The following is a 12,695-nucleotide window of genomic DNA, read 5'->3' as shown; positions in this document are numbered from 1 at the left end:
CCTCAAGATCTGGGCTGAGGCTTAAGAAATAAGCCTAAAATCATAGCTTAATTAAAAATCCAGACACTTTCAATAAGTTATCCATGAGATTGAAGCTTGACAGCCTGATTCCCCCCTTTTTTGTATTGATTTGGAGCACGGGCTTTGTGATTGCGCGCTTGGCAATGCCTTACGCTGAGCCTGCCACCTTCTTATTCTGGCGTTTTTCAGGTGTATTAATGGCTATGGCATGCCTAAGTCTTGTTTGGAGAATAAGCTGGCCAAGTTGGTCTCAATTTAAGCATATAGCGGTTGCTGGCATATTGCTCCAGTTCGGCTATCTACTGGGGGTTTGGTGTGCAGTCCGACTGGGGATGACTGCAGGCTTAGTGGCAATCATCGTAGGCTTGCAGCCCATCCTGACGGCGTGGTTCGCTGCCTGGGTGTCTGAAAAAGTGACGGGACGCCAGTGGATCGGTTTGGCATTTGGATTTGCTGGGGTAGCTTTAGTTGTGGCGGAAAAAATCGGCTTTACCCACATTCCACTATTAAGTTACGTATTGGCTTTTGCTGCCTTGCTCTCAATTACGTTTGGCACTCTCTATCAAAAGAAATTTTGCCCAGTCTTTGACTTGCGGGCGGGCTCATCCATTCAGTTTGGTGTATCAGCCATACTTTGCTTTGTTTGTATGTATTACTTTGAGTCTGGTGTCATGGTTTGGAATGCCTCGGTCATCGGTGCATTGCTATGGGCGATTTTCCCGCTCTCGATAGGCTCGATCAGCTTGCTCTTTATGATGATTCGTAAGGGGGCTGCAACCAAGGTAACGAGTCTCCTGTACTTAACGCCGCCCACCACTGCGGCGATGGCCTGGTTCTTATTTGACGAGCCCTTTACCTTTATGACGGCTTGTGGTTTGTTGCTCACGATGACTGGAGTTGTTTTGGTTAGTCGGGGCCAAACAAGTACTGTTGCTACGATTGCAGAATGAGTTTCCCCATGGGCAGGCAAATGGAAGCATTATCATTCCGTATGTTAAAAGTTTTGGAAGGCAATTTGGGATGTATTTGAATCGTTTTTGGCTCGTCGCCCTCGTTTGCCTAATCTCGTTTGGAGCTGCTAGCCCCTCTCCAGTAATGGCGAACAATTCAGATTCGAAAACTGCAAAGTCCACCAAAGCAGCAGGAAAGGCGCCTGCAAAATCTGAGTCTAAAAAGGTTGTTAAGTCAACTAAAAAGCCAAAAACAGTCAGGACTACTGTTACTCGTCCAGGTGAGTCCGTTGTCCCAGCAAGACCCTCATTTGCAACAGCACTTGGTTTGCGTGGTCAGCACGACGATTTAAGTTTGCAGTCCAGCGTAGCCATGGTTGTTAATCAAGATACCAAGGAAGTGTATTTTGAAAAGAACTCCTCGGTCAGTTTGCCGATTGCTTCTATTACCAAGTTGATGACGGCAATGGTCGTCCTTGATTCTAAATTACCCCTAGATGAAACCATGGTCATTAATGCGGATGACGTCAATATATATCGCTCGTCCCGCCTTGCTGGGGGAACAGTGTTGACGCGAGAAGAGGCTTTGTTGTTGTCGCTCATGTCCTCTGAGAATCGAGCAGCCTACACACTTGGCCGAAATTATCCAGGCGGTATTTCTGCATTTATTGATGCCATGAACCGCAAGGCAAAAGAGATAGGCATGACACATTCTTATTTTGCCGATCCGACTGGCCTCAGGAGTGAAAACGTTGCGTCCGCAGAAGACCTCGCACGTATGTTGAGCGCCGCCTATCAATACAAAATGATTCGTGATTTTTCTACTTGGCCTGATTTGACTATGGTGATTGCCAAGCGACCACAGAAGTTCTTAAACACTAATCGCTTGGTACGTTCAGGTGATATGAATATCGGCTTACAAAAAACAGGATTTATTAACGCAGCAGGCAAGTGCTTAGTGATGCAGGCTCGTATAAACAACACACCCTTACTGCTGGTTTTCTTAGATTCTGTTGGAACGCAATCGCGTTTTGCTGATGCAGTGAGAGTCCGCGATTGGTATGAGCGCATGCCATTGGGTGAACCTCAGGCAATTCGTCGCTTGATGTAAGAGCTACATACGTAAAATAAATCAAATCTTACGAATGAGGGTCGCTGATCTTGGGTTTGTAGCCCATGCCCTTAGAAATTTGTAGGGCGGTATCCTGTAAAAGTTTGAGCCAGTCTGCCTGAATACGATCAGTAGGCGAGCTCAATGAGAGTCCTGCCACCAACTTACCGCTGTCATCATAAATTTCAGCTGCCACGCAACTGACACCTAACTCTAGCTCTTCATTATCGCGTGCATGACCAAACTTGCGAACCTGATCGAGTTCTGAATCTAATTTTCCCAATTCAGTAATACTATTTCTGGTGTGGCCAGCTAAACCGGTGCGTGTGACATAAGCGCGAACTTGGTTTGGGTCATCGCTCGCCAGAAATAGTTTGCCAACAGATGTCAGGTGGAGGGGTGCGCGACCACCAATGGCGCGAACTACTTGCATGCCAGATCGTTCGCTGTAAGCGCGGTCAATATAGACAATCTCATCGCCTTGGCGAACTGAAAGGTTGATGGTTTCACCGGTGAGCTTATGTAATGCCCGCATTGGCGCTTGTGCTGCCTCACGGACCGATAAGCGGGCTTTGACGAGGTTGCCCAGCTCAAGTAGCTTGAGTCCAAGGCGATATGTGCCGCCATCCCCGCGCTCCACTAAGCGGCAGGCTACCAAGTCATTCAAAATGCGGTGAGCTGTAGAGGGGTGTAAATCAGTTTCATCAGCAAGGTTTTTAAGGCTACTGGACTCTTCATGGGATGCAAGGGCGTCGAGCAGATTCATCATGCGTTCTAGTACCTGAATCGCTGTTTTGCCAGCCTCGCCTGGTACTTTTGTGATTTTTTCAGATTTAATCGATGCCATGCTGACAATTGTAGCGATTTTTGCTCAAATTGCACAATATGAAATACTGCTGCAATATAAAAAAGCATTTATTAGAGCCTAATTACCCTTTAGGGCAGCAGCGCACTCAGAAATGAGTTTTGGACCACGATAGATCAAGCCGCTGTAAATTTGAACCAGACTAGCACCAGCAGCGATCTTTTCTTGTCCGTCTTTGCCGGACATAATGCCACCAACGCCAACTATCGGAATAGCATCGCCTAGATATTCCTTGAGGCTCCTAATCACTTTTGTGGAGGCGTCACGAACGGGCGCCCCCGAGAGGCCACCAGCTTCTTGACCAAATTCAAGATCTTGAACAGCATCACGGGCAATAGTTGTATTGGTCGCAATGATGGCATCAATCTTAAATTCCACCAAGAGATCGGCAATGAGTTTGATGTCATTTTGCTCAAGGTCTGGTGCAATTTTTAAAAAGAGGGGTTTGCGTATGCCAAATCGGTCACTTAAAGCTTCACGAGCAATATGCAGTGATTGCAGTAAAGAACGCAGCATATCTTCACCTTGAAGAGCCCGTAAATTCTGTGTGTTGGGCGATGAGATATTGACGGTGATGTAAGAGGCTACCTCATAGACTGCTTCCATAGCCGTGACGTAATCACTTGCGGCGTTCTCGATTGGAGTGCTCGCATTCTTGCCGATATTTAAACCAAGAGTGCCGCCATTCTGCCAATAAGTAGAATTACGAACCCGCTTTACGCAAGCATCAACACCATCATTATTAAAGCCCATGCGATTAATTATAGCCTCGGCTTGTGGCAAGCGAAACATGCGAGGCATTGGATTGCCGGGTTGCGGTTTTGGGGTAACAGTACCGATTTCTAAAAATCCAAAGCCTAGGGTGCCTAGTGCGTCAATATGTTTGCCATCTTTATCAAGACCTGCAGCAAGACCCACTGGGTTTGCAAAGGTAATGCCGCACAGCTTGCGCGGATCTGGTGCTGGTTGATCACTCAAGAAGCGTAACAAACCCCAGCGCTGAGCACGATCTAGATTACTCAGAGTGATGTTATGCGCTTGCTCTGGATCTAAGGAAAAAAGCCAGGGGCGCAGAAGAGGGTAGCTATCAATCATGAATGGATATTATGGCCCAATGATGGGTTGCCAGTGATCATCAATCAAGCCCTCAATAGGCTGAAACTTCGCCTTATAGGACATTTTTTTGCTCTGCTCAATGTAGTAACCAAGGTAAAGGTAAGGAAGATCCAGCTCTAAGGCCTGCTGAATTTGCCATAAGATACTAAAGCTTCCATAGCTTGCAGAGACATTGCTGGTATCAAAGAAGGTATAAACCGAAGAGATTCCTTGCTCTAGGATGTCAATCATGCTGACCATGCGCAGACGTCCTGGGTGTGAATCGTGTGGACCATCGCGAAATTCAACAATTCTGGAGTTCACGCGGCTTTGCAATAAAAATTGCATGTACTGGTCTTGATCCTCTTGCTCTGAGTCCACACCAGCATGACGTTCATGTTGATAGTGTTGATAGAGTTGATAGTGCTCTTCTTGATAGCCTAGATTGAGAACACGAACCTCCAGCCCAAGATGTTTTTTCCAGGCACGTTTTTGACTACGATTGGGGGAGAAATGCTTCACCGGAATGCGTGTGGCAGTACAGGCTTTACATTCATCACAATAAGGTCGATAAGTATATAAACCACTACGACGAAATCCTGCATTCACCAATTCACCATATAAGTCGGCGTGTATTAAATGCGAGGGAGTAGCTACCTGCGAGCGTGCTGTCTTCCCAGGTAGATAGCTGCAGGGATAAGGTGCAGTTGCATAAAACTGCAATTCAGTGAGAGGAAGCTCTTTTAGTTGAGTCATAGCCAGTGACGAAGAATCTGTTTATCAAATTTCCAAGGAATCTCTATATTAGTTTGATTTAAAGCAAGCTGCAGATGCGCCAAGAACTCATTACGAGATATGGGCGCAGCCCCTAAGGAGTTCAGGTGAGAAGTCTCTTGCTGGCAATCAATCATTTTCACTTGGTTTTGCTCGCACCAGCCAGTAAGAGCAGCCAAAGCAATTTTAGAGGCATCTGTTTGATGGCTAAACATCGATTCACCAAAAACCATCCCACCAAAGGAAACGCAATAGAGGCCGCCTATTAGGCGACCTTCCTCCATGATTGCAATACTATGAGCATGACCCTCTTCATGAAGATTGGTGTATGCATCCATGATTTCATGGGTAATCCAAGTGCCATCCTGATCCTTGCGTCTCGCAGTTGCACAGGAGCGGACAACGGCACTAAAGTCTTCATCAACCCAGATTTCTTTAAGAGGATCAGTTAAAAAATGACGAATCGATTTTTTTAGTGAGTCGTGACACTTAAAGTGTTCAGGCTTTAACACCATCCGGGGATTGGGTGACCACCATAACACTGGTTGATTATCGGAGTACCAGGGAAAGATACCCATTTGATATGCACGAGCCAACTGTCCTGGATATATCCGTTCACTCACTGCAATTAAACCAGGGACGCTCGGGTCAGGATCTGCATGATGAATCGGATTGGGAAATTCATCCTGAGAGCCTAGCCAGCTGATATTGCTCATGGGCTTGTGATGTTTAGATTTTTTCAGATGGCAGAATGTCTCTGCTGCGAACGCTAAATTCAATGCCGGAATCAAATACCCCGGCAGCACGATCAGCAAAGAACCACTCAAGAGTTTGCTTCACGGTTGGAAAGGCAATTTGCTCCCACGGGATATCCTGCTCATCAAAAAGAGCAACCTCTAGACTTTCTTCCCCTGCTTGAAAGTTTGGGGAATTCATCGAGGCTAGATAAAAAAGATGCACCTGTTCAGCATGTGGCACATTGAGGAGAGAGTAGAGTGGTCCAATCTGAACAATAGCGCCGGCTTCCTCATGTGTTTCACGTGCCGCTCCAGTGCTGGTGCTTTCCCCAAGCTCCATGAATCCAGCAGGTAGAGTCCAATAACCATGGCGAGGTTCTATGGCACGACGACACAATAAAACTTGCTTACCAAAGACTGGGATGCTGCCAACTACGTTACGTGGATTGAAATAATGAATACTTCCGCAAGAGTCGCATACATGGCGTTCCCGCGAATCATCCGCAGGAATCTTGATGCTGATGGGCGCTGCACAGTGCGAGCAAAACTTCATGCGGACTTTCTAAAAATGGGCGGGGATGAAGCCGCGTAGAGCATTACTAAGCATAATCTCTTTTGCATTCTGAATATCATCAATAGTCAGGTTGACCTCATGGGCATTCCACTGAGGATCATTCAATATGATTGATCTCATGACCCCTGGTAAAAGACCCGCTGAGACGGGGGGTGTGAGCCAGCTATCACCAGATTTTACAAAAACACTACTTCTTCCACCCTCAGTGACATACCCTTGCTCGTTGATAAATAGGGCATCAAAGCCACCAAGACCCTCTGCCAATCTCCAGGCTTGGTCATAGAGATTTCGAATGCTCACCTTATGTCTCAACAACACATTACCGGAGTGAAGTGTGGCCCTATTTGAATCGGGCAGAATATCCCTTGCCCAAAAGATTTTGACCGATCCTTCTAGTGGGCTGATGGGCGTTACATGACAGCTTGCGATTCCTAAATGATCTAGATCTAAACGCAATCGATATTCAGTATCTATTGAGCAGTTTTCACAGCCAAGCTCAATCACTTTTATGATGCCTGTCACTGAGCAGGGTATGCCAAGCGCTAAAGCGGAATTGGTCAAGCGTGCTAGATGAAGTGGTACATGTTGAGCTTGACCTTTGCGAACTAAAATAGTTTCAAATAATCCTAGGCTACTAGGTAACTTACTCAAGAACGCAGCTTTAATTTGACATTCTTCCCACTCCTGCACAGGCTCAGAGTCAATCGTAATACCAGCACCTATGCCCAAAGAAAAGGGCGAGGCATATGTTTTTGCATCCTGATGAATTTCAAGAGTACGGATCGGAACGCTAAACGCAAAGTCACCACTAGGATCAATCCAACCTAAGGCACCACAATAGTAGGCTCGCTCTTGAGGCTCTAATTCTTGAATGATCTCCATGCTGCGTTTTTTTGGGGCGCCCGTGACAGACCCGCAGGGAAACACCGCATTGAGTACATCGCTCAATTCCATCTCAGGTTTTATCTCAGCTTGAACGGTAGATGTCATTTGCAGCACATCACCGTATTGAGTGACCTCAAATAGCTTAGGAACAGTGACCGTACCTGGTAATGCAAGTCGACTCAGATCGTTGCGTAATAAATCAACGATCATGACATTTTCAGCTTGATTCTTTGTATCTGCTGATAAATGCTCGGCTGTATCGTTTAAAGCACTAGCAGTGCCTTTCATTGGCATCGCTTTTAAAGTAGTACCTTGCTTTTGAATAAATAATTCGGGCGATTGGGACAAGATAAAGTTCGAGTCTTGCGCAATAAATGCACCAAATCTTCCCGGCTGTCGCCCTCTTAATCGTGCATATAGAGAGAGCGGGTCACCATAGACTTCGCCCGTAATCCGAAAGGTATGATTAATTTGATAAGTGTCGCCATTGCGAATGTACTCTTGAATGGTCTCAATATCAGAGGTGAACTTCTCTTGGCCAACAGAAAACTCAAGATTAGTCACACCGGCAACTTGAGCTTCAGGCCCTAGACCTGCTATCTTTTTTGCGATGTAATTGTCGACATCTGCTTTGCTCAATCTTTCATGGGATTTAAAAGACCATGCCTGCATTAATGGGTGCTCTTCGCTTTCTCGTTGAGCTGGTCTATCTAGATTGTGCATGTATAGACCTAATTCATAAGCAAAGGCAGCGACAACATATTCTCCCTGAGCTAATGCTGTATTAATATCGCGCAGGCATTGATCTACAGCTGCAATTGTCTGTGCGTGGCTAGGCTGAGGATAGATAGTCCAGAGCTGGAGCGCTTGCTCATACAGGCGACTGCTCGGCTTTGCTATGGTGCTCTGGGCATCGTCGAGCAGGATCATGTATCTATCGTCAGCGTTCGAATAATCTGGTGGAAATTACTTTAAAACAGTAGCCGATTCAATCGTAACGGTTTTGCTAGGTACGTCTGACATGCGCCCCATTCTTGGTGATGAGGCCACCATGGTTTGGATTTTACGAATGGCATCGATTGTTTGAGTCCCAGAAATAACTGTGCCGAAAACGGTATAGCCATTACCCATAGCATTGGGGTAATTCAAGCCCTCATTATCTTTAACATTAATAAAGAATTGGGCTGTTGCTGAATCGGGGTCAGAAGTACGCGCCATAGCGATGGTGTAAGTTTGATTCTTAAGGCCATTTTGAGCTTCTGAAACCACAGGCGCATTGGTTGGTTTTTGTGTCAAGTCCGAAGTAAATCCACCGCCCTGAATCATGAAACCGTCTATCACGCGGTGAAAAATGGTGCCGTTATAAAAACCGCTATTCACATAGTTCAAAAAGTTAGCCGAAGTTTTTGGTGCCTTCGCTGAATCAAGCTCAACAACAAAATTACCCATGGTGGTTTTAAATTTCACTTTAGGGCCAGCAAAGCTTGCAGCACTAGCAATGAGGCTGGAAACCAAAAATAGGGAGGCAATGATCTTACGCATACTAAGTGTCCTTAAGAATCGAGTGAAAATAGAGTAAATCAGATTGTATTGCTCAAAGCCCAGAGGGTACTTGACCTGCATAGAGATAAGACGCCTCTTCAAACATGTTCGGCCTATTTAGATAATCTAAGGCCCATTCAATAGTGTCGACACCCCAAAAAGCATGCCCATTGATAACCAGGGTAGGTATACCAAATGCACCATCCGCTTTTGCCTTCTCTGTATTAATAATGAGCTGGGCTTTGATCTCTTGCGAATCTGGTTTTGGAGTGTCTGCTTCTAAGCCAAGATACTGGCAAAACTCTGGCCAAGATAAATTGGGATCTTTACCTTCTACCCAGACATATTCAAACGCACGCTCAACCATTTCCCATTGAGCATGGTTCTGCAAGAGCAAACGCTGTGCTGCAACAGTGAGAAAAGGGTGATGCTCTGGAAAGCGAAAAGGGAGACTTAACTTTTCAGCGAGCCATACGCAATACTGATAGGTATGAGGGCGTTTAGCTTCTACTTCCCCAGGCCCTCGGTTATCAGTTGCGCGAAATAAGCCACCTAATAAGATGGGTACAGGCTGAACATCGATCCGTTTTTCAAGGCGATGGCGTTGCTTGATATAAAAATAAGAGAATGGAGAGATGATGTCGTAGTAGAGCGTTCCTTTTATCCGTTCTTCTTCTACTTGATATTGGGTCATTTTTGTTTCGACTCCGCATCTAACTTGCGCAAGAAGGCCATCTTCTCGGAAATTTGACTTTCCAAGCCCCGATCAACTGGCTGATACCAATGAGGCTCAGCCATTCCATCGGGCAAGTAAGTTTCTCCAGCAGCGTAGGCATGGGGCTCATCGTGCGCATAACGGTATTCTTTGCCGTGGCCTAACTCTTTCATAAGCTTAGTTGGGGCATTGCGTAAATGGTTGGGTACAGGTTTGCTTTGGTCGCTAGCAACATAAGCTCTTGCCGCGTTGTAAGCGTTATAACTTGCATTACTTTTAGCGGCGATCGCTAAATAAACAACGGCTTGACCTAACGCTAATTCACCTTCCGGTGAGCCAAGGCGCTCGAAGGTTTGTGCCGCATCATTTGCTAGTTGCATTGCTCTGGGGTCAGCAAGTCCAATATCTTCCCAGGCCATCCGAATAATTCTACGTGCAAGATATCGAGGGTCAGCGCCGCCATCTATCATTCGGCAAAACCAATACAACGCTGCATCAGGATTGGAGCCGCGCACCGATTTATGTAGGGCAGATATTTGATCGTAAAAGTGATCTCCACCTTTATCGAAACGTCTTGCCTGGACTGTTAAAGCATTTTCAATAAACTGTTGATCTATTCTGCGAATCTGAGAGTTTGGTGTTGAGACTGCATTACGCACCTGCTCAACTAGATTGAGCAATCGCCTAGCATCACCATCTGCATGTGAAATTAAGCTATCGATTGCATCTGCATCAAAAGGAATATCTGGCATCGCGTAATGACATGCACGATCAAACAACTGCTTCAGCTCGACAGCATTTAATGACTTCAGTACATAGACTTGTGCGCGTGAGAGCAGGGCTGAGTTCACTTCAAATGAAGGATTTTCAGTTGTAGCGCCAATAAAGTTGAATAGGCCAGACTCAACATGAGGTAACAAGGCATCTTGCTGACTTTTATTAAATCTATGAATCTCATCTACAAATAAAATGGTTTGTCTGCCATATTGAGACATGCTCTGCTCCGCTTGTTCAATAGCCTCGCGAATTTCTTTGACTCCGGCAAGTACAGCTGAAATTGCAATAAATTCTCGATCAAAAGCTTTTGCTGACAGTCTTGCTAAGGTAGTCTTGCCAACTCCCGGCGGACCCCAAAGAATCATCGAATGTGGCTTGCCAGATCCAAAGGCAAGACTCAGTGGTTTGCCAGCTGCAAGCAGATGTGTCTGCCCGATGACTTCTTCAATGGATTGTGGGCGCAAGACTTCCGCTAAAGGTGGCGGAGGTGCTTGATCAAATAGATTGCCCATCAGTGCTGATTTAATTTTGTACGAACAAAATAACTAAGGCTGCCCAAATTAAGCATCCAGCAGAAACTAATGTGAGTCGATTTCGTAAGGTGATGAATGCACTCAGCGCCTCTTCACTAGAAAAATAATACTGGTAAGTTTCTTTATCAATATTGCGCTGAATGACTAATGCTGACGCCAAGATGACCAGACCAACTGGTATATAAATGTGTAGTGCAAGCCAGGCAACTAAGGCTGGTATTACGCCCCAGACCCAGGCATTGCGATCTCCCCACCGATCGCCTTGCGGTGTTTTACCTAAATTATGTAAATTAGCACCCCAATGCAAGGCGCCCATGAATGCAGTGATCACCGCCCCGTAACCAGCTAGTGACTCCGCGCTCAAATAATTCAGAGGGGTTGGTGCAAGCTGCACCATCAGTGCGAGACCAACAAAAGGAATGAGGCCGGCATAGGCTAATCTAGTAACTAGAGGGGGTAATGGGTTCACAAAAACTTCTTTATTTGGATTGGTGGAGGGTGCGTGGTGAGTAGTGAATTGCGAATTGAAAAATTATTGATCGTAGGTATAGACACCGCGCCCAGATTTGCGGCCGAGGTAGCCAGCGGCAACCATCTCTCGCAGCAGAGGGCAAGGACGATACTTAGAGTCGCTGAAGTTCTCAAAATAGACTTCCATCACGGCTAAGCAGGTATCAAGGCCAATTAAGTCGGCTAAAGCGAGTGGACCAATTGGCTGATTACAACCCAATTTCATACCGGCATCGATATCTTCGGGACTAGCAAGGCCTTCGTGCAAAACAAAGAAAGCTTCATTAATCATTGGCAACAAAATACGGTTCACCACAAAGCCAGGAGAGTTCTTGACGGTAATAGGCTCTTTACCAATTCGCTTGGCCATTTCAATAATGGCAGCGTGGGTTGTGTCTGAAGTTTGTAAGCCTCGAATCACTTCAACCAATGCCATCATCGGTGGCGGATTGAAAAAGTGCATACCAATAAAACGGCTAGGATTGGAATCTAAGGCGGCCAGCTTAGTGATAGAGAGTGAGGAGGTATTGGTGGCAATAATGGTTTCTTTACTAACGATCTCATCAACCTGCTTCAGAATCTTTTCTTTGATAGCTTGATTCTCAGTAGCAGCCTCAATGACTAGTTGAAGTCCCTTGAAGTCGGCATATGAAGTTCCACCTTTGATGCGTTTAAGTGCAGCATCTTTGTTCTCATTGGTAAGTGTTTCTTTTTTCACCAAGCGATCTAAGCTTTTGCTAATTTGATTTAAGCCCCGCTCAACGGCGGCGTCGCTGATATCAACCATGACGACATCAAGGCCGGCAACTGCACAGACCTGCGCAATGCCATTACCCATCGTACCCGCCCCAATGACTCCCACCGATTGAATCTTCATGCTATTTCCTTTTTTGATACTGTGATGAGCCAAATAATTGTTCTCTTGCTTTGTCATCGTGCAAGGGTTTACGTAATGCAGTTAACACTTCAACGCCACGCTGAACGGCAGGGCGCCTACCAATCATTTCAAACCAACGCTTGAAATGAGGATACTCATTGATATCAATGCCTTGGTTCTTCCAGTTACGCGTCCAAGGATAGATAGCAATGTCCGCAATGGAGTAACTTTTCCCGGCAATATAAGAATTATCTTTCAGTTGGTGATCTATTACTCCATATAAACGCTTAGCTTCATTGGTGTAGCGATTAATCGCGTACTCAATTTTCTCCGGGGCATAGATTCGAAAGTGGTGGTTTTGCCCTAAAAGCGGCCCCAAGCCCCCCATTTGGAACATGAGCCATTGCAGCACCTCATATTTGCCTCGGGTAGATTTAGGTAAAAACTTTCCCGTTTTAGCGGCTAGGTATAGCAAGATTGCGCCAGATTCAAATAGATGGATGGGCTTACCATCGGGGCCATTTGGATCGGTCATGGCTGGAATCTTGTTATTTGGGCTGATTGCCAAGAATTCTTTTTTAAACTGATCGCCAGCACCAATATCAATTGGATGGGCAATCCAGTCTTTGCCTAACTTATAGCCACACTCCTCGAGCATGATGTGAACCTTATGGCCATTTGGTGTTGGCCAGCTATACACATCAATGATGTCTTTATTGGATTTGCTTA

At 45.8% G+C, this 12,695-nt stretch carries 14 protein-coding genes; 2 read left to right on the top strand and 12 right to left on the bottom strand.

Going from position 1 to position 12,695, the window contains the following annotated elements; all coding sequences use genetic code 11:
• The first annotated feature begins 83 nt into the window (after nucleotides 1-83).
• Together ICN26_RS07780 and ICN26_RS07775 are read left to right on the top strand one after the other, a co-directional pair.
• Entirely contained in the window at nucleotides 84-971 is an 888-nt protein-coding gene (locus tag ICN26_RS07780; protein WP_216267900.1) for a DMT family transporter, read from the top strand.
• A 70-nt stretch (nucleotides 972-1,041) separates the two neighbouring features.
• Nucleotides 1,042-2,082 carry a serine hydrolase gene (locus ICN26_RS07775; RefSeq protein ID WP_216267899.1) on the top strand — a complete coding sequence of 347 codons (1,041 nt, stop codon included), beginning with the start codon at nucleotides 1,042-1,044 and terminating at the stop codon, nucleotides 2,080-2,082.
• 28 nt (nucleotides 2,083-2,110) lie between these two features.
• Here ICN26_RS07775 and ICN26_RS07770 read toward each other — a convergent pair whose 3' ends face one another.
• The 12 genes from ICN26_RS07770 to ICN26_RS07715 form a co-directional block, all read right to left on the bottom strand.
• Entirely contained in the window at nucleotides 2,111-2,929 is an 819-nt protein-coding gene (locus tag ICN26_RS07770; protein WP_216267898.1) for an IclR family transcriptional regulator, read from the bottom strand.
• 78 nt (nucleotides 2,930-3,007) lie between these two features.
• On the bottom strand, nucleotides 3,008-4,042 hold the full coding sequence (locus tag ICN26_RS07765; protein ID WP_216267897.1) for a quinone-dependent dihydroorotate dehydrogenase: 1,035 nt from the start codon (nucleotides 4,040-4,042) through the stop codon (nucleotides 3,008-3,010).
• A gap of 9 nt (nucleotides 4,043-4,051) precedes the next feature.
• A complete protein-coding gene (locus tag ICN26_RS07760; RefSeq protein WP_216267896.1) occupies nucleotides 4,052-4,798 on the bottom strand; it encodes an arginyltransferase in 747 nt (248 codons plus the stop codon).
• Nucleotides 4,795-5,532 carry a leucyl/phenylalanyl-tRNA--protein transferase gene (gene aat, locus ICN26_RS07755; RefSeq protein ID WP_216267895.1) on the bottom strand — a complete coding sequence of 246 codons (738 nt, stop codon included), beginning with the start codon at nucleotides 5,530-5,532 and terminating at the stop codon, nucleotides 4,795-4,797. The genes ICN26_RS07760 and aat overlap by 4 nt, the downstream gene beginning before the upstream one ends.
• A gap of 13 nt (nucleotides 5,533-5,545) precedes the next feature.
• Nucleotides 5,546-6,106: an NUDIX hydrolase gene (locus ICN26_RS07750; RefSeq protein WP_216267894.1), complete on the bottom strand. Its 561-nt coding sequence runs from the start codon at nucleotides 6,104-6,106 to the stop codon at nucleotides 5,546-5,548.
• 9 nt (nucleotides 6,107-6,115) lie between these two features.
• Complete coding sequence (locus ICN26_RS07745; RefSeq protein WP_216267893.1) at nucleotides 6,116-7,942, bottom strand: bifunctional chorismate-binding protein/class IV aminotransferase; 1,827 nt, start codon at nucleotides 7,940-7,942, stop codon at nucleotides 6,116-6,118.
• 36 nt (nucleotides 7,943-7,978) lie between these two features.
• Nucleotides 7,979-8,554, bottom strand: a complete 576-nt coding sequence (locus ICN26_RS07740) for a peptidylprolyl isomerase (RefSeq protein WP_216267892.1) — start codon at nucleotides 8,552-8,554, stop codon at nucleotides 7,979-7,981.
• 52 nt (nucleotides 8,555-8,606) lie between these two features.
• Entirely contained in the window at nucleotides 8,607-9,248 is a 642-nt protein-coding gene (locus ICN26_RS07735; protein WP_216267891.1) for a 2-hydroxychromene-2-carboxylate isomerase, read from the bottom strand.
• Nucleotides 9,245-10,558 carry a replication-associated recombination protein A gene (locus ICN26_RS07730; protein WP_216267890.1) on the bottom strand — a complete coding sequence of 438 codons (1,314 nt, stop codon included), beginning with the start codon at nucleotides 10,556-10,558 and terminating at the stop codon, nucleotides 9,245-9,247. Before ICN26_RS07730 ends, ICN26_RS07735 begins: the two co-directional genes overlap by 4 nt.
• A gap of 10 nt (nucleotides 10,559-10,568) precedes the next feature.
• Nucleotides 10,569-11,048 (bottom strand): DUF3429 domain-containing protein, encoded by a 480-nt coding sequence (locus ICN26_RS07725; protein WP_216267889.1) that lies wholly within the window; start codon nucleotides 11,046-11,048, stop codon nucleotides 10,569-10,571.
• Between the two features lie 63 nt (nucleotides 11,049-11,111).
• The gene (locus ICN26_RS07720; RefSeq protein ID WP_216267888.1) at nucleotides 11,112-11,966 is read right to left on the bottom strand and encodes a 3-hydroxybutyryl-CoA dehydrogenase; all 855 of its coding nucleotides are present in this window, start codon (nucleotides 11,964-11,966) and stop codon (nucleotides 11,112-11,114) included.
• 1 nt (nucleotide 11,967) lies between these two features.
• Nucleotides 11,968-12,675, bottom strand: coding sequence for a glutathione binding-like protein (locus tag ICN26_RS07715; protein ID WP_216268427.1), 708 nt, complete (start codon nucleotides 12,673-12,675; stop codon nucleotides 11,968-11,970).
• Between the last annotated feature and the right edge of the window lie 20 nt (nucleotides 12,676-12,695).

Source organism: Polynucleobacter hallstattensis, from assembly GCF_018881835.1.
GTDB lineage: Bacteria > Pseudomonadota > Gammaproteobacteria > Burkholderiales > Burkholderiaceae > Polynucleobacter > Polynucleobacter hallstattensis.
This window is presented reverse-complemented; position numbering and strand designations above follow the sequence as displayed.

What these genes read in the sequence shown, in the direction of transcription:
- ICN26_RS07740 (WP_216267892.1), bottom strand. Translation starts at nt 8,554, where the DNA reads ATGCGTAAGATCATTGCCTCCCTATTTTTGGTTTCCAGCCTCATTGCT.
- ICN26_RS07760 (WP_216267896.1), bottom strand. Translation starts at nt 4,798, where the DNA reads ATGACTCAACTAAAAGAGCTTCCTCTCACTGAATTGCAGTTTTATGCA.
- ICN26_RS07730 (WP_216267890.1), bottom strand. Translation starts at nt 10,558, where the DNA reads ATGGGCAATCTATTTGATCAAGCACCTCCGCCACCTTTAGCGGAAGTC.
- ICN26_RS07775 (WP_216267899.1), top strand. Translation starts at nt 1,042, where the DNA reads ATGTATTTGAATCGTTTTTGGCTCGTCGCCCTCGTTTGCCTAATCTCG.
- ICN26_RS07735 (WP_216267891.1), bottom strand. Translation starts at nt 9,248, where the DNA reads ATGACCCAATATCAAGTAGAAGAAGAACGGATAAAAGGAACGCTCTAC.
- ICN26_RS07750 (WP_216267894.1), bottom strand. Translation starts at nt 6,106, where the DNA reads ATGAAGTTTTGCTCGCACTGTGCAGCGCCCATCAGCATCAAGATTCCT.
- ICN26_RS07765 (WP_216267897.1), bottom strand. Translation starts at nt 4,042, where the DNA reads ATGATTGATAGCTACCCTCTTCTGCGCCCCTGGCTTTTTTCCTTAGAT.
- ICN26_RS07720 (WP_216267888.1), bottom strand. Translation starts at nt 11,966, where the DNA reads ATGAAGATTCAATCGGTGGGAGTCATTGGGGCGGGTACGATGGGTAAT.
- ICN26_RS07745 (WP_216267893.1), bottom strand. Translation starts at nt 7,942, where the DNA reads ATGATCCTGCTCGACGATGCCCAGAGCACCATAGCAAAGCCGAGCAGT.
- aat (WP_216267895.1), bottom strand. Translation starts at nt 5,532, where the DNA reads ATGAGCAATATCAGCTGGCTAGGCTCTCAGGATGAATTTCCCAATCCG.
- ICN26_RS07780 (WP_216267900.1), top strand. Translation starts at nt 84, where the DNA reads ATGAGATTGAAGCTTGACAGCCTGATTCCCCCCTTTTTTGTATTGATT.
- ICN26_RS07770 (WP_216267898.1), bottom strand. Translation starts at nt 2,929, where the DNA reads ATGGCATCGATTAAATCTGAAAAAATCACAAAAGTACCAGGCGAGGCT.